The sequence below is a fragment of the Streptomyces sp. NPDC003720 genome, from assembly GCF_042875075.1.
Lineage (GTDB): Bacteria > Actinomycetota > Actinomycetes > Streptomycetales > Streptomycetaceae > Streptomyces.
On record NZ_JBIANZ010000007.1, the window covers coordinates 49367 to 64268 of the forward strand.

Here is a 14902-nt window from a genome sequence, read left to right on the forward strand (position 1 = left end):
CCCGCGGCGGGCGCGTCACATCTCCAGCAGCACCGTGAACGGCCCGTCGTTCGTCAGGGACACCCGCATCCGGGCCCCGAACCGCCCCGTCGCCACCGTCGCGCCCAGCGCCCGCAGCTGGGCGACGACCTCGTCCACCAGCGGCTCGGCGACATCGCCGGGCGCGGCCGCGTTCCAGGTGGGGCGGCGCCCCTTGCGGGCGTCGCCGTACAGGGTGAACTGGCTGACGACGAGCAGCGGGGCGTCGACGTCGCTGCACGACCGCTCGTCCTGCAGCATCCGGATCGACCAGAGCTTGCGGGCGAGCTGGGCCGCCTTCTCCTTGGTGTCCTCGTGGGTGACGCCGACCAGGACGCACAGGCCCTCGCCCTCGATCGCGCCCACCGTCTCGCCGTCCACGACGACGCTCGCGCCGTCCACCCTCTGCACCACCGCACGCATGCCGACCATCATGCCGGGTGGCCTGGCCCCGGACACGGTCGGCCCATTATTGATCCTTACGCCCCCATGTGGGGCCGTTCGGGGGCACTCGGTCACATAGCGGCGACTTGGGGTGGCACGATGCTCCCACACGCCGGTCGAGGGGACGGTCACACGCACATGAGCACACCGAGTACCGGAAGGCTGGAGACGCACCGGCCGCCCGCGCAGCGCGGCGAGGAGCAGCCCGGCCCTTCGCTGCCCGCGGAGCCGGCCGAGTACGACTTGACCCGGCCGAGCCTGCCCGAGCTGCGCGCCCTGCGCCGCGACGCCCAGCGCGACGAGGCGGACCTCAGCTACGTGCGGCGGCTGCTGCAGGGCCGGATCGACATCCTGCGCGCCGAACTCGCCCGCCGCGGCCGGGCCTCCGTACCGGCGCCCGCGGACGCCTCCGTGGTGGAGCGGCTCCCGGAGATCCTCACCGACGCCCCGGCCCGCCAGCGCTCCTCGGCCCGCCACGTCACCCTCGGCACCCCGCTCAACGAGGAGTACCGGCTGCTGGCCGCGGAGATGCTCGGCGAGGTCGAGCTGTCGGACCTCGGGGCCCGCACCGACCGGGAGCTGACCTGCGCCATGGGCCGTCTGATCGGCTACGAGCAGGAGGTCTCCCGGCGCCGCCAGCGCCTGCAGCGCGTCACGGACGACTGCAGCGGGGAGATCGCCCGCCGTTACCGGGTGGGCGAGGCGCAGGTCGACGACCTGCTGACCTGACCGGCGCGGGGACGGCCGGACGGAGGGAAAACCGCGCGACAGGGTCCGGCGCGCCCGCCTAGCGTGACCCCCATGACGATCGACATCCGCACGGCGACCGAGGCCGATTTCGAGGACTGGCAGCGCGCGCGGAACATCGGATTCCTCCAGGAGCCGGTGCTCAAGCCCGAGCAGCTCGAGGGGCGCCGCAAGCACTGGGCCGGAAGCCGGCCGCTCGGCGCCTTCGACAACGGCCGCTGTGTGGCGACCTTCCGCTCCTTCGACCAGGAGATCACCGCGGTGGGCGGCGGCGCCGTGCCCGCGGACGCCATCACCAACGTCACCGTCACCCCCACCCACCGCCGGCGCGGCCTGCTGAGCCGCATGATGGCGCGGGACCTGGCGGCCGCGAAGGAGCGCGGTGACGTCGTCGCCACGCTGATCGCCGCCGAGTACCCGATCTACGGCCGCTACGGCTTCGGCCCGGCGACCTGGACGACCGAGTGGACCGTCGAGGTGCCCCGCAGCGGCCTCGATCCGCGCTGGTCGGGACCGGAGGACGGCGGCCGGATCGATCTGGTGGACGGGGAGGACGTCCGCGAGCTGGGTCCCGGGCTGCACGAGCGGGTCCGCCGCGCCCAGCCCGGCGCGGTCAGCAGGAACGAGCTGTGGTGGCAGCTGAACACCGGGATCCTGGGCCGCGACAGCGGCTGGACCGAGCCGTTCTACGCCGTCTACCGGTCGGCCTCCGGCGAGGTCGAGGGCCTGGTGTCGTACGAGTCGGACGACCGCTGGCACGACAAGCAGCCGCACAACACCGCCGACGTCAACTGGCTGCTCGCCGCCACCCCGGCGGCGGAGCGGGCGCTGTGGCGGTTCCTGTGCTCGATCGACTGGATCACGAAGGTCAAGAGCGGCTGGCGCGGCCCGGACGACCTGCTGCCGTTTTTCCTCCCCGACCCCCGCGCGGCGCGGGTGACGGCCCACGCGGACTGGCTGTGGGTGCGGATCCTGGACGTCGTACGGGCCCTGGAGGCGCGCACGTACGACGGGACGGGCTCGCTGGTGCTGGAGGTCGTGGACGCGGACGGCCTGGCCGGTGGGCGGTTCCGGCTGGAGGCCTCTCCGCAGGGCGCCTCCTGCGGGCCGGCCGGTGGGGCGGGCGCCGATCTGACGCTTCCGGTCGCGGAGTTGGGCACGGTGTGGCTGGGGGACGAGTCCCTGGTGCGGCTCGCGGCCCTCGGACGGGTCCAGGAAGAGCGAGAGGGCGCCGCCCGTAAGGCCGACGCCCTGCTGCGCACGCCCGGGCGACCGTGGTGCCCGGACATCTTCTGAGGTCCCTTCTGCCGGCGGCACGTGCTGTTCATCCGTAGCGAGCTGTTCGGTTGTCACGGTGTTCGGTTGTGGCTGTGCGATGACGTGTTCAGTTGTGGCTGTGCGGGCCGTACGGGCCGTTCAGTTGTGACTGTGCGCTCCGGTGGCCGCCCCCTGCCCGGGCTCCCGGCTCCCCTCCGGAAGGGAGCCCGGTCGGCCAACCACTGAGAAGCTCGACCATGTCGCCCAAGTTGGCGACCAACTTCACTGTACTTATCTCCGCTTGGAAGCGGCTCATAACCACCTTCCCGTGAACTGCCGCAACTTGGCGCGAAGTTGTAGTGTGCGTTCGTGGACCCGGAACACGCCTCCGCCAATGGGCGGAAGAGGCCACAGCGGTCACGCACGTCACACCGCGAGGTGGCCGACGAACTGCGCGCCCGGATCAGGTCCGGGGACCTGCGGCCGGGCCAGCGCATGCCCACCCAGGCCAAGCTGGCCGACGAGTTCGGTGTGGAGCGCGGCGCCGTGCGCCAGGCGCTGCGCATCCTGCAGTCGGAGCACCTGCTGACCGGCGTCTCCAAGGGCGCCCCCGCCATCGTGGCCGCCCTCGCCCAGCAGGCCGGGCCCGCGGCCGGCCCCGCGGCCGGGCCGCAGCCCACCATGGTCGGCCTCGCCCCGCGCATCGCGGCCGCCTTCGCCGCCCCGCACGTCGAGGTCGACGCGCTGTGCCTGACGGCCGTCTCGCTCACGTTGGCGATCGGGGAGCCGCTCCGGCAGATCCACGCCGGACGGCTGAAACCGGCCAAGATCGATGTGCGGGTCCTGCTGCCGTCCCGGAACATCGACCTCGCCTTCCCGGTCTCCGTCGACGCGCAGGGCGACGACGATCCCGTGCACCGGCGCTGGCTGGAGATGCGCAACGCCCAGGGCCAGGTGCTGCGCGACAACCTGCTCGCGCTGCGCACCACGCACGGCATGGACGTGCGCGTGTCCTTCCGGGCCCTGCCCTTCACCCCGCCGGTCAAGCTGTACCTGCTCAACGGGAGCGAGGCGCTGTTCGCCTACTACACGCTCACCCGCCGCGAGCGGGAGATCGACCACGAGCACCTCCAGCTCTACGACGCCGAGGGCACGCGGTCGATGCTGTTCCCCTTCGCGCAGGGTGCGGACCTGCGCGACACCACGTTCGTGGAACAGTCCCACCTGTGGTTCAACGCACTGTGGGAGACGATCAGTTCGGACCTGCTGCTCACGCCCTAGGCGCGCTGTCCGGGCGCGCCCGGGGGATCGCCGGCGCCGGTCACAGGGCCGGGCCGGCGAGGAGCAGGGCGAGCAGCAGGGCCCCGGCGGAGCTGACCGCAGGGCTCTTGGCCTTGATGCCCACGGAGAGCAGCAGCAGGCCGACCAGACCGGCGGCGCCGTACTTCCATTCGACGAGCTGTTCGAAGCCGACGACGAGGACGGCGCAGAGGAGCGCGAGGACAGGCATGGACGTTCCCCCTTTCAGTCTGCCAACTCGCCCGAGTTGGCAGCCAACTCTGTTTAAGTTGTCCCCACTTGGTCCATACTCATAAACAACTTGGCGACAACTCCCGTCAGATGGATCAGGGTTGTAGCGTTTGGTTGTGGCTCAGGAGAACGTGGCAGTGAACGGCAGCGGCAGGCTCACGTCCCGGCAGATCGCCGACGTCCTGCGGGAACGCATCCGCACCGGCGAGCTGAAGGCCGGGGAGCGCCTGCCCACCCAGGCCGAGCTCGCCGTCGAGTTCGGCGTGGAGCGCGGGGCCGTACGGCAGGCCCTGCGGGCGTTGGCGGACGACGGTCTGCTGAGCGGCGTCAGCAAGGGCAGTCCACCGCGCGTCGCCGAGCCCGCCCCCGCCCATGACGAGCCCCAGCCGACGATGGTGGGCCTCGCCCCCCGGCTGACCGAGGCCTTCGCGGCCCCGCACGTGCGCATCGACGCCGTGTGCCTGACCGCGCAGAGCCTGATCCCGGCTCTCGGCGAACCGCTGAGGCTGATCCACGAGGGCCGTATCCGCCCCGGCCGGATCGACGTGCGGGTCCTGCTGCCGTCCCGGGACATCAACCTCGCCTTCCCGGTCTCGGTCGAGGCGCGGGGCGACGACGACCCCGTGCACCGGCGCTGGCTGGAGATGCGCAACGCCCAGGGCCAGGTCCTGCAGTACAACCTGCGGGCCCTGCGCTCCACGCACGACATCGACGTCCACGTCACCTTCCGGGCCCTGCCCTTCACCCCGCCGGTCAAGCTGTACCTGCTCAACGGCGTGGAAGCGCTCTTCGCGCACTACATGGTCACCCGCCGCGAGGAGCCCACCGACTCCGGAACACTGGAGATGTACGACACGCTCGGCTCCGAGTCCCTGCTCTTCTCCTTCGAGAGGCGGGCCGGCCAGCGGGACGCCGCATTCGTGGAGCAATCGCAGAAGTGGTTCGACGCCCTCTGGGAAACCATCACGACGGACCTGACACTCTCCTAGTGACTTCTGATGCGACGACGCAGACCGAACAGAACGCGACCGAGATCGAGAAGCTGCGAGAACTGATCGGACGTGCCCGAGTGGTCCTGTGGGACTTCGACGGACCGATCTGCCGCCTCTTCGCCCGGCACAAGGCGGAACGGGTGGCCGACGAGCTCGTGGAGTGGCTGGAGAGCCGCGGGCTGCACGGGCTCCTCACCGAAGGTGAACGCCAGTCGCCCGACCCGCACATCGTGCTGCGCGCGGTGGACCGACGGCACCCCGGCAGCGACCTCGTGACGGAGCTGGAGGAACGTCTCACCCAGGAGGAGCTGCGGGCGGCCGCCTCCGCCATGCCCACCGCCTACGCCGACCCCCTGATCCGCACCTGGACGGCCGTGGACTGCCGGCTGGCCGTCACCACCAACAACTCCCCGCGCGTGGTGCGCGCCTACCTGGACAGCCGGGGCCTCGCAGAGTGCTTCGCCCCTCACATCTACGGCCGCACCACCGAGCTGCACCTGCTCAAGCCGGATCCGCACTGCCTCAACCGGGCGCTGACCGCGATGGGCTCGGCCCCCTCGGCCGCCCTCATGATCGGTGACTCCCCGTCCGACCTGGACGCCGCGATCGGAGCCGGTGTGTCCTTCCTCGGCTACGCCCGCAACGAGCGCAAGGCCAAGCTGCTGCGAGAGGCGGGGGCGAAGTGGGTGATCGGCTCCCTGGAGCCGTTGCTGGGCGCACTGCGAGGGTAGTGTCGGCGAGCCAAGGGTAGGAACGGCTCGTGACGGTGGGGCGGAGCAGCGAGCGCGGCCAGGGCAGGAAGTTCCAGCGTGTCGCCGGTGAGCTGCGCTCCAGAATGACCGACGGGACGTACCGGCTGCGTTCCTTCCTGCCCTCGGAGCGCGACCTCGCCGAGGAGCTCGAGGTCTCCCGGGACACGGTCCAGCGGGCCCTGCGCGAACTGGCCGACGAGGGCTGGATCGAGTCCCGCCAGGGCAGCGGCTGGCGGGTGGTCAAGGCCCAGCGCATACAGTCGGCGACGCCCAAGGCCACCCGGTCGAGCCGAGGAGGGACCCTGGGCCCGCTCATCAGCGAGGTGTTCGAACACGCCGAAGTGAACCTGGACGTCTACACGTTGACGTCCGAGACGCTGGACGCGCACATCCGCCTCCAGGTGGAGCGCATCCGCGCCGGCATCATCCGCCCCCAGCGCATCGCCCTGCGCGTCCTGCTGCCCTCCGAGTCGCTGGTCCTGCCCTATCCGCGGAACAGGGACGACCGGGCGGACGACCGCCCCCAGAAGCGCCTGCGGGCCATCGGCCGGCGCCACACGCAGTCCCTGCGGACCATGCTGAGGGAACTGGCGACGGAGAAGCTCGTCCCGTCCGTGGAGCTCCGGATCCGGCACGTTCCGTTGGTCCCCGTGTGCAAGGTCTACTTGCTCAACGGCGTCGAGGCCCTGCACGGCATGTACGAGGTGATCGACCGCCCGATGGAGCTCGACGACGGAGAGGTGATCACCGCCCTCGACGTGCTCGGCCTGGGCGCCACCCTCACCCACCACGTGAAGGACGGCGACCCGAGCTCGCCCGGATCGGTGTTCGTCGGCAGCATGCAGGCGTGGTTCGACTCGGTCTGGGACCGGCTCAGCGGCCAGGAGCCGCTCCCCACACCGGGTCCGTGATGACGGGCTGTTCCGGTTTGATGTCGGCCAGCTTCTCCCAGAGGTTGCGATGGCACTCCATGTGGTGCTCCGCGATCTGCCTGGTGGAGCGGGCCTTGGAGTGAAGGTCCCAGCCGATGTAGCGGGCCTCGCCGTACAGCGGTCCGAAGCCCTCGGTGTCCAGGATGCGGTAGGTGTTCTCGTGCCAGGTGACGTCCCTGCGCTCGATGCCGTACGGCGTGGAGAACACGGTCTCCTGGTTGAGGATGTACAGCTTCCGCTCGGGTATCTGCGGCGACTCCCGGATCTCGCAGGTTATGGAGATCCCGGGGTTGCGCTGGTGCACCCGCTCCAGCAGGTTCTTCAGCGTCACCCAGTTGTGCTTCGTGAAGTCGTCGCGCATCCGCTGCCGGTTCTCCGGGGAGTCCCGGAAGTAGTAGCTCTCCGCGTCGGTGTCACCGGTGCGCGGGGCGGGGACGAGGCCGCCGGGCAGCCCCATCGGCAGGTTCAGGTGCGCGATGATGACGCACAACTTCAGCTCCACCGTGCGCACCTCGTGGTCGGCCATCTTCTCCAACGGCACACGCAGCGCGTCCAGCAGCGTCTGCATGGTGAAGCCGGAGAAGTCGACCCGTACCAGCCGGGCCTGGAACGCCTCGCGAAAAGCGGCGTGGAGCTCGTCCCGGTCGGCGAAGACATGAACGCCCGACACTTCTCTCGGCTCGGACCCGCTGACGGCGTCGAAGAGGATGAGAGCCATCAGCGCGGCGAACGAACCGCCCAGGAACTGCTGTCCCTTGAGGGCGTCACCCAGTGGGTCCACGACCTCGGCGGCCACGCCCAGCAGGGCGACCAGGGCGAGAAGCCAGCGGACGATGCGCGGCTTCCACGCGTCCAGCGTGTGCCGGAGACGCTCGAGCCGGTTCGGGCCGTTGTCGCCCGGACTGCGAGATGACACACGTACCCCCCGTGCGTGCCGTGATGTGTGAGAGGGGGATGATGCCCCGACAAACGTTCCCGCACACCGAACCGGTCGCGCCGCAGGGCTACTTGGTGGCAGTCACGGACTCCAGGGTCAGTGCCGCGCGAATGACCGGGACGTGCGAGCGCACGACCCAGTCGGCGCCTTGGTCCCGCATCTCCCGGGCGCGCTCCGCCGACGGCGTGTGGCCGAGGAAACGGGTACCGGCCCCCCGGGCGGCCTGGAGGTCGGTGAGCTGGTCACCGATGAGCAGGGTCCGGAGTCCCGGCAGGCCCAGAATCCGCAGCGCGCTGAGCACGGAATACGGGTCGGGCTTCATGCGCCGCAGTTCGTGCGGGTCGCGGCCCACCACCGTGTCGAACTTCGACTGGATTCCCCATCGCTTCAGAAATTCCCAGATCGGACCGTCGGCGTTGTTGCTGACGATCAGCAGTCGCAGGCCGCGGTCGGACAACGTGTTGACGAGACGCACCACGTCCGGGGCCGGCTCGGCCTCTCTGACCGCCTCGTACTCCTGACGGGTGACGACGGCCTCGGCTTCGTACAGGGCGCGGGGATCGAGAGGCGGGGCGACCGGCGAGTCGTACATGTCCCTGAGGCGGCGGAGGATGCCATGGGAGTCGTCGCACTTCTCGACGTCGGGATCCAGCCGTCCCCAGATCTTGCGGACGACGTCCTTGATCTCGGTCGCGACGGGCGCGGTCGACACCCCTCGGAACAGGTCGGTGACGGGGCCGTCGAAGTCGAGCAGCACGGCATCCGCGTCGCTCAGCAGGCCGCGCAGGACCGTTCGTTCCTCGGATTCGCCGTCCATCGGTCTCCTCCCGTCACCCCGGCCAGTGTGGACCACCGTGGGCCGTGCTGCCAGCACCGCAGGTGATGGCGCGAGCGGGGTACCGACAGATACGTAGGGGAACAAACGTGCGCTCATTCGTCGTCCGGAGTGACCGCCCGCGATGATTCGAGCGCGACTGGCACGATGCACACCCGAAAAAGGAGTACCTTTCTGCCACTTCAGCACCCTCCGGAGGCGCGTCCTGCTTTCCTCTCTCCGGAACGGCCCACAGCGAGAGAAACGGGCAATGTCCGCCGAGACGGCTTCGATCGCTCGACTGCACGCGGTCGAGGTGAGCGGTGACGAGAGTGTGGTCGAGGGACCGCTCCACGGATATCACCATGAGACCTATGTGTTTCCGCTGCTCGGTGAGATGGGCCGGGTACGGCCCGGGCGATGGAAGTGCCGGGAGCCGAGGGCCGATCTGCTGTGGTTCGACCGGCGCTGCTTCGTCTCGGAGGAACAGCTGCTGCAGTCCCTGGCCGGCCGAATCCGAGGCATCCCGGAGATCGTCGAGGTCGGCGGCCTGGGCCTGATGCGGTTCATCGAGGGCCGGACGCTCGGATCCGTCTGCTCGTCCGGTTCGCCGGTTCCTGCCGTCTACCGCCGACAGATCATCGATCTGTTCGAGCAATTGGTCACCATGGCTCCCGCGAGCATCTCCGCCGGCCGGAGGTGCGAGCCGGACGACCGCCCCGACGACGGCGATACCGAAGGGTTCCTGGAGCGGCTCGTCCATTTCACCGAACACCGGGTCTACCGGCACAACCTCGACCGCTTCGAGACGCTCTTCTCGGAGCTCGGCCTGGGCGAAGATTCGTTCAAGCACCTGCGCAAGCACGTCTCCGGTCTCACGGAACGCCCGTTCTGCTTGCTGCACGCGGACCTGCACCGCGAGAACTTCATCGTGGACCCCGGCCGCCGTCTGTGGACCATCGACTGGGAACTGGCGATGGTCGGCGATCCGCTCTACGACCTCGCGACCCACCTGCACCTGATGCGCTACCCGGACCGGCAGGCCCGCGGTATGGCCGAGCAGTGGCGGACGACCGTGGAAAGGGTGCGGCCCGGCAGCGCGAACGGCTGGCGGCAGGATCTGAACCGCCTGATCGGCTACAAGAGGGCTCAGTCCGTCTTCACCGACGTCATCCGCGCCGCCCTCTCGCTGGACACCCCCGCGAACGCCGGCTGGCGGCACGTCGTACCCGTGGCGCTGAAGCTGCGCGCCATCCTGGCGGAAGCCGCACGCCCGTTGGGGCTCGAAGCCCTCCCGGGGCCGCACCGCGTCGTGACGGCTCTCGGGCGCTGGTGCCGCGCCCACGGAAGCGGCCGGGAGATGTGAGAGCGTCCCGATTCATTCGAGGAGCCGGACGGGCCGGCCGTATGGTGGTGGTTCGTCCGTCCTCCGTCTGACCCCAGGAGCGGTCGGTGGGTGCACCTCTTGTTCCGGCTCCCAGTTGCGGGGCCGGCGCCGGCTTCACCGCCGAGTCGCATCATGCCGTCAGCGCGTTCGTCGCGGAGGCAGAAGTGCGGGCGGAACCGAGCAGCGGACACCACAACCGGAACTTCGTGGTGCCGGTGTCGTCGGACGTGGCGCCCCACCTCGGGCGTCCGGCCGGGACCGACGTGACCGTGCGCATCCGCCGCGCCGAAGCACTGCCGGTCGTGATCCGAACATGGCAGAACGAGGCGGCCATCCTGCGGGCGATCGAGGACGTGCTGCCGGGCGTCCCGCGGTGCCTCGCAGAAGGGGACGGCTTCGCCGTTCACAGCTATGTGGAGGGCATCCCGCTCGCCGGCGTCTGCGGCAACGGCCAGCGGGTCGAGAGCGTCCTGGTGCGGGCGATGGCGGGTCTGTTCGCCGAGATGACCCGGGTGAACGACAGCTCGTTGCCACCGCTGCCGCCAGGCTGGCCGGCGCGCGACGACGACAGCAGCGGCTTCCTGCGCGCGCTGGCACAACTGGCGGACGTACAGATCCGCCAGCCCAACTGGAGCCTCTTCGGGCCCCTGTTCACCGCACTGGGGGTTCCCGAGGACGCGCTGGCCCGTTACGCGGAGCGCGTTCCCGCGATGGATCGACGGCCCTTCAGCCTGCTCCACGCCGACCTGCACCGCGGCAACGTGATCATGTCGTACGGCGGTGACCCGCCCCTGATCTGGGTCGACTGGGAACTGGCCACCTACGGCGACCCGTTGCACGACCTGGCCGTTCACCTGGTCCGCACCGGGTACCCGGACGACCAGTGGGCCGAGGTCATCGACACATGGGCCGATGTCATGCGGGAGTTCCGTCCCGCAGCCGTCACCGGCCTGGTCAGGGACCTGCCCCACTACATCGCCTTCGAACGGGCGCAGTCCGTCTATCCGGACGTGATGCGCGCCGCGGAAGCCCTGGCGAAGACGAGCGATCAGAAGGGTCTGGACGAGGCGACCACCCGGATTCGCCGGGCCCTGCGGGCGGCGGCCGGGCCGCTGGCGCTGGCGCGGATACCCGAACCGCGGGAGATCGAGGCGATCCTGCACCGATGGCGTGCCTCGGCAGGGGGCGGAGGGCGCGCCACGTCGATCGTCTGGCAGCCCGACGCGCGCGTCCGGCAGCGGGAGGACTTTCCGCACTCCCTGGTACCCGACGTCCTGTCCCTGGAGAGCGCCGCTCCCGCCGACTGGGTGTTCAAGGGGACCACCCACACCAACTCCGTGGTCCGGATTCCGGGATCCGGCCTCCCGGTCGTGGTGCGGCGCGCGTCGGGGCGACCGCTTCGGTACGAACCGAGGTTCCTCAGTGAGCATGCGGTGTTGCAGGCGATCGAGTCGGCCGACGTCAGGGTGATGGCACCCCGGCTGCTGGCTCTGGGCAGGACCCGGGCGACGGACCGTACCGGCGTACGGGCCTCGGCCGAGGCCGGCTTCGCCATCCACACCTATGTCGCGCCGCCGGACATGAGGGGCGCGCCGGAGCATCCCGTCCACGGACTGCTGCCCCATGAGGCGGACCGGCTAGTCGACCAGCTCGCGGCGTTGACCTCGGTCGACCACGCCAGGCTCGATCCGGCCGGGGACCTGCCGGGGTACTACGGCTGGTTGTGCGAACAGCTCGTGATCCTGGTCGAGAACCTGCCTGCGGAGGCACAGCTGCTGGCCGGCGAACTGCGTCTGCCGAGGTCCGAGCAGCTCCGTTTCCTGCTCGAGCGGCACCGGGTCAGTCACCGCGCGCCCACTCTGCTCCACGGTGACCTGAATCCCTGGAACCTGGTGCGTCGTCACGACGAGTCGGCCCTGGCCATCATCGACTGGGAGCGGGCGTTCATCGGCGACCCTCTCCACGACCTCGTCCGGCACATCCATCTCACCCCCACCCGGCCGGAGATCCGGGACCGCATGCTCCGGCGCTGGGAAGTGCTGCTCGACCCTCGGTACACCTGGAACTGGCGCCAGGACTGGAGTGTCTACCGGCTGATCGAGATCGCCCGCTCCGCCTACGTGGACCTGGCGTTCATGGTCGAGCGGGACGCCCAGGACGTCCCCGAGGTGCGGCGGAGACTGGATTCCTACGCCTTCACGCTCCGGCAGGCCATCGCCGGTCTCGGTCTTCGCGCCAGGCCGGTCGCCAACCCCTACCTCGCCGACGCCCTGCGGTACGGGGACGGTGGGGCGGGCGGCACAAGGCCCGCAGGCCGGTGAGCCGCGCCGCGCCGCACGCCGCTGCGTAGGCTCCCCCCATGGAAGAGATGGGCCTGCGCGAGCGCAAGAAGCGGCGGATGTACCAGGACGTGTCGGACACCGCCGTGCGGCTGTTCCTGGAGCGGGGATTCGACGCCGTGTCCGTCGCAGAGGTGGCCGCCGCGGCCGGGATCTCCAAGCCGACCCTCTTCCGGTACTTCCCGGCCAAGGAGGATCTGGTCCTGTACCGGTTCGCCGACCACGAGACGGAGGCCGCGCGGGTGGTGGCGGGAGCGGCTGAACCGCTGGAGTCCCTGCGCCGCAACTTCCTCGACGGGCTCGAGCGGTGCGATCCGGTCACCGGTCTCAACGACCACCCGGCGGTGCTCGCCTTCCACCGTCTGCTGTACGGCACGCCCGCCCTGGCGGCGCGGCTGTACGGACACCTGGAGCGGTCGGAGGCGGCGCTCGCCGAGGCGCTCGGCGGCGGGCTGGACGCGAAGCTCGCCGCGGGCCAGATCACCGCGGTGCAGCGGATCCTCGCCCTGGAGAACTGGCGGCGGATCGCGGCGGGGGAGGGCGTGCAGGAGGTCCGGCCCGACGCGGTGCGGGCCGCCGAGCGGGCCTTCGGGCGGCTGGCGGCGGGACTGGCCGGCCTGCGTGGCGCTGAGACTGAGTAAGAAATGTAACTCGGTCACATAATTGGGTAGGGTGGGGGCATGACCTCCCGCCGGCGCACCCTCGACGACACCCTTCGGGCCGAGCGCGCCTATCACGACACCTGCCGCGCCACCCTCGCCGCCATGGTCGAGGGCGCCGCCGCGCAGGTCGTCACCGGCGAGGACGTCTCCGCGTCCGGCGCCGACGCCGAGGTGCTCGGGTACCGGCTGCGCAGCCGGGCCAAGGCGTTGCGCGAACTGCCCGAGGGGCCGCTGTTCTTCGGCCGGCTGGACTTCGCCGCGGACCACCCCGGGCACGGCGGGCAGAGCTACCACGTCGGCCGCCTCCGGATCAGCGAGGACCCGGCCGCCCCGCCCCTCGTCGTCGACTGGCGGGCCCCCGTCTCCCGCGCCTTCTACCAGGCGAGCGCCGGTGAGCCGCAGGGCGTGGAGGTCCGCCGCCGGTTCGGCTGGGCGGTGGGCGGCCGGGGCGACTCCGCGGACCTCACCGGCTTCGAGGACGAGCGCCTCGGCCGGGGCGAGTCCCGGGTCAGCGACATCGTCGCCCGGGAGATCGAGCGCCCCCGCGTGGGCCCCATGCGGGACATCGCCGCCACCATCCAACCCGAGCAGGACGACCTGGTGCGCGGCGACCTGACCGCCTCCGTCTGCGTCCAGGGCGCCCCCGGCACCGGCAAGACGGCCGTCGGCCTGCACCGCGCCGCCTATCTGCTGTACACCCACCCCCAGCGCGTCCAGCGCGCCGGAATGCTGATCCTCGGCCCCAACCGCACCTTCCTCTCCTACATCGCCGAGGTGCTGCCCTCCCTCGGGGAGAGCGGCGTGCGTCAGGCCACGCTGCTCGACGAGATCGGCCGCCACCCGGTGACCGGCGCCGACCCCGCCCCCACGGCCGCCGTCAAGCACGACGCCCGCATGGCCGAGGTGCTGCGCCGCGCCCTGTACGCGCGCGTGTGCACCGACGGCGTCACCGACCTCGCCGTACCGGACGGCTCCTACCAGTGGCGTGTGTCCGCCGCGCGCCTCGCCGGCATCGTCGAGGAGGTGCGCGCCGAGCGGCAGCCGTACGCGGTCGGCCGCGAGCGGGTGCGGGCCCGCGTGGTGCGCCGGCTGCTGGAGCAGGCGGAACGACGCTCCGGGCCGCCTCCGAACGCGTGGGTGCGCCGGATCGAGCGGGCCCGGGAGATCACCGCCCGGCTGGACGCCGTATGGCCGAAGGCGCGGCCCGAGGAGGTCCTCGCGGCGCTGCTCACCGACCGCGCGGTGCTGGCCCGGGCCGCCGAGGGGCTGCTGGCCCCCGGGGAGCAGCAGGCCCTGCTGTGGGCGCGCCCGCCGCGCTCGTACAAGTCGGCCCGCTGGTCGGCCGCCGATCTCGTCCTGCTCGACGAGATCGCGGGACTGATCGAACACCCCGAGGGGTTCGGGCACATCGTCGTGGACGAGGCGCAGGACCTCTCGCCGATGGAGTGCCGGGCGGTCGCCAGGCGAGCCGAGTTCGGCTCCCTCACCGTGCTCGGCGACCTCGCCCAGGGCACCACCCCGTGGGCGGCCCGCGACTGGGGCGCGCAGCTGCGCCACCTCGGCAAGCCGGACGCGGCCGTGGTGCCGCTGACCACCGGGTTCCGGGTGCCGGCCGCGGTGGTCGGGCTGGCCAACCGGCTGCTGGACCGGCTGGACGTGGCGGTGCCGGCCGCAAGATCGCTGCGGACGGACGGCGAGCTGACCGTCCGGGCCACCGACGACGTGCCCGGCGCCACCGTGACCGCCGTGCGCGCGGCGCTCGCCCGCGAGGGCTCGGTCGGAGTCGTCACGGCGGACGCGGACCTGGCCCGCGTCCGGGACGCGCTCACCGCCGCCGGCATCGACGCGGCCGGCCCGGAGGAACTCGGCGCCCGGGTCGCGGTCGTGCCGGCGAGCGTGGTCAAGGGGCTGGAGTACGACCACGTCGTCGCCGTGGAGCCGGCCGCCGTCGTGGCGGCGGAGGAGCGGGGCGCGAACCGGCTGTACGTGGTGCTGACCCGGGCCGTCTCCCGCCTGGACGTCGTCCACTCCCGGCCGCTGCCGTTCCGGTGACGCTCTTCAGCCGGCGCCCGGCGAAGGGCATCCTGGACG

At 71.3% G+C, this 14902-nt stretch carries 14 protein-coding genes; 10 read left to right on the plus strand and 4 right to left on the minus strand.

What is annotated here, in order from left to right:
• Nucleotides 1–15: 15 nt before the first annotated feature.
• Nucleotides 16–441 carry a D-aminoacyl-tRNA deacylase gene (dtd, locus tag ACFYU0_RS20085; RefSeq protein WP_351666100.1) on the minus strand — a complete coding sequence of 142 codons (426 nt, stop codon included), beginning with the start codon at nucleotides 439–441 and terminating at the stop codon, nucleotides 16–18.
• 159 nt (nucleotides 442–600) lie between these two features.
• Here dtd and ACFYU0_RS20090 point away from each other — a divergent pair, with 159 nt between their 5' ends.
• The 3 genes from ACFYU0_RS20090 to ACFYU0_RS20100 all read left to right on the plus strand — a co-directional run bounded on the left by ACFYU0_RS20090 (nucleotide 601) and on the right by ACFYU0_RS20100 (nucleotide 3747).
• On the plus strand, nucleotides 601–1191 hold the full coding sequence (locus tag ACFYU0_RS20090) for an aerial mycelium formation protein (protein ID WP_351666098.1): 591 nt from the start codon (nucleotides 601–603) through the stop codon (nucleotides 1189–1191).
• A gap of 72 nt (nucleotides 1192–1263) precedes the next feature.
• Nucleotides 1264–2505, plus strand: a complete 1242-nt coding sequence (locus tag ACFYU0_RS20095; protein WP_351666096.1) for a GNAT family N-acetyltransferase — start codon at nucleotides 1264–1266, stop codon at nucleotides 2503–2505.
• Between the two features lie 330 nt (nucleotides 2506–2835).
• Nucleotides 2836–3747: a GntR family transcriptional regulator gene (locus tag ACFYU0_RS20100; RefSeq protein WP_351666094.1), complete on the plus strand. Its 912-nt coding sequence runs from the start codon at nucleotides 2836–2838 to the stop codon at nucleotides 3745–3747.
• A 40-nt stretch (nucleotides 3748–3787) separates the two neighbouring features.
• Here the strand turns inward: ACFYU0_RS20100 and ACFYU0_RS20105 are convergent, their stop codons facing one another.
• The gene (locus tag ACFYU0_RS20105) at nucleotides 3788–3976 is read right to left on the minus strand and encodes a hypothetical protein (RefSeq protein WP_351666092.1); all 189 of its coding nucleotides are present in this window, start codon (nucleotides 3974–3976) and stop codon (nucleotides 3788–3790) included.
• Between the two features lie 130 nt (nucleotides 3977–4106).
• Here ACFYU0_RS20105 and ACFYU0_RS20110 point away from each other — a divergent pair, with 130 nt between their 5' ends.
• From ACFYU0_RS20110 to ACFYU0_RS20120, 3 genes are read left to right on the plus strand one after another with little or no spacing between them, the layout of a single operon-like run.
• Nucleotides 4107–4985, plus strand: a complete 879-nt coding sequence (locus ACFYU0_RS20110; RefSeq protein ID WP_351666090.1) for a winged helix-turn-helix domain-containing protein — start codon at nucleotides 4107–4109, stop codon at nucleotides 4983–4985.
• Entirely contained in the window at nucleotides 4985–5719 is a 735-nt protein-coding gene (locus ACFYU0_RS20115) for an HAD family hydrolase (protein ID WP_351666088.1), read from the plus strand. The genes ACFYU0_RS20110 and ACFYU0_RS20115 overlap by 1 nt, the downstream gene beginning before the upstream one ends.
• 29 nt (nucleotides 5720–5748) lie before the next feature.
• Nucleotides 5749–6651 carry a winged helix-turn-helix domain-containing protein gene (locus ACFYU0_RS20120; RefSeq protein WP_389302919.1) on the plus strand — a complete coding sequence of 301 codons (903 nt, stop codon included), beginning with the start codon at nucleotides 5749–5751 and terminating at the stop codon, nucleotides 6649–6651.
• On the opposite strand, the gene ACFYU0_RS20125 is transcribed toward ACFYU0_RS20120, so the two are convergent.
• Both ACFYU0_RS20125 and ACFYU0_RS20130 read right to left on the minus strand, forming a co-directional pair.
• The gene (locus ACFYU0_RS20125) at nucleotides 6614–7588 is read right to left on the minus strand and encodes a hypothetical protein (protein WP_351666085.1); all 975 of its coding nucleotides are present in this window, start codon (nucleotides 7586–7588) and stop codon (nucleotides 6614–6616) included. The genes ACFYU0_RS20120 and ACFYU0_RS20125 overlap by 38 nt on opposite strands.
• A gap of 88 nt (nucleotides 7589–7676) precedes the next feature.
• The gene (locus ACFYU0_RS20130; RefSeq protein WP_351666083.1) at nucleotides 7677–8426 is read right to left on the minus strand and encodes an HAD family hydrolase; all 750 of its coding nucleotides are present in this window, start codon (nucleotides 8424–8426) and stop codon (nucleotides 7677–7679) included.
• Between the two features lie 268 nt (nucleotides 8427–8694).
• On the opposite strand from ACFYU0_RS20130, the gene ACFYU0_RS20135 reads away from it, so the two are divergent.
• From ACFYU0_RS20135 to ACFYU0_RS20150, 4 genes are all read left to right on the plus strand, one after another.
• The gene (locus ACFYU0_RS20135; protein ID WP_389302921.1) at nucleotides 8695–9789 is read left to right on the plus strand and encodes an aminoglycoside phosphotransferase family protein; all 1095 of its coding nucleotides are present in this window, start codon (nucleotides 8695–8697) and stop codon (nucleotides 9787–9789) included.
• Between the two features lie 86 nt (nucleotides 9790–9875).
• Nucleotides 9876–12131 (plus strand): aminoglycoside phosphotransferase family protein, encoded by a 2256-nt coding sequence (locus ACFYU0_RS20140; protein ID WP_389302924.1) that lies wholly within the window; start codon nucleotides 9876–9878, stop codon nucleotides 12129–12131.
• 38 nt (nucleotides 12132–12169) lie between these two features.
• Nucleotides 12170–12790 carry a TetR family transcriptional regulator gene (locus tag ACFYU0_RS20145; RefSeq protein WP_389302926.1) on the plus strand — a complete coding sequence of 207 codons (621 nt, stop codon included), beginning with the start codon at nucleotides 12170–12172 and terminating at the stop codon, nucleotides 12788–12790.
• Nucleotides 12791–12829: 39 nt separating this feature from the next.
• Nucleotides 12830–14863 (plus strand): HelD family protein, encoded by a 2034-nt coding sequence (locus tag ACFYU0_RS20150; protein ID WP_389302928.1) that lies wholly within the window; start codon nucleotides 12830–12832, stop codon nucleotides 14861–14863.
• Nucleotides 14864–14902: the final 39 nt, after the last annotated feature.

Bases quoted from the DNA above. Each gene is read 5' to 3' on its own strand.
- ACFYU0_RS20105 (WP_351666092.1), bottom strand. From the start codon at position 3,976: ATGCCTGTCCTCGCGCTCCTCTGCGCCGTCCTCGTCGTCGGCTTCGAA.
- ACFYU0_RS20150 (WP_389302928.1), top strand. From the start codon at position 12,830: ATGACCTCCCGCCGGCGCACCCTCGACGACACCCTTCGGGCCGAGCGC.
- ACFYU0_RS20145 (WP_389302926.1), top strand. From the start codon at position 12,170: ATGGAAGAGATGGGCCTGCGCGAGCGCAAGAAGCGGCGGATGTACCAG.
- ACFYU0_RS20130 (WP_351666083.1), bottom strand. From the start codon at position 8,426: ATGGACGGCGAATCCGAGGAACGAACGGTCCTGCGCGGCCTGCTGAGC.
- ACFYU0_RS20135 (WP_389302921.1), top strand. From the start codon at position 8,695: ATGTCCGCCGAGACGGCTTCGATCGCTCGACTGCACGCGGTCGAGGTG.
- ACFYU0_RS20095 (WP_351666096.1), top strand. From the start codon at position 1,264: ATGACGATCGACATCCGCACGGCGACCGAGGCCGATTTCGAGGACTGG.
- dtd (WP_351666100.1), bottom strand. From the start codon at position 441: ATGCGTGCGGTGGTGCAGAGGGTGGACGGCGCGAGCGTCGTCGTGGAC.
- ACFYU0_RS20090 (WP_351666098.1), top strand. From the start codon at position 601: ATGAGCACACCGAGTACCGGAAGGCTGGAGACGCACCGGCCGCCCGCG.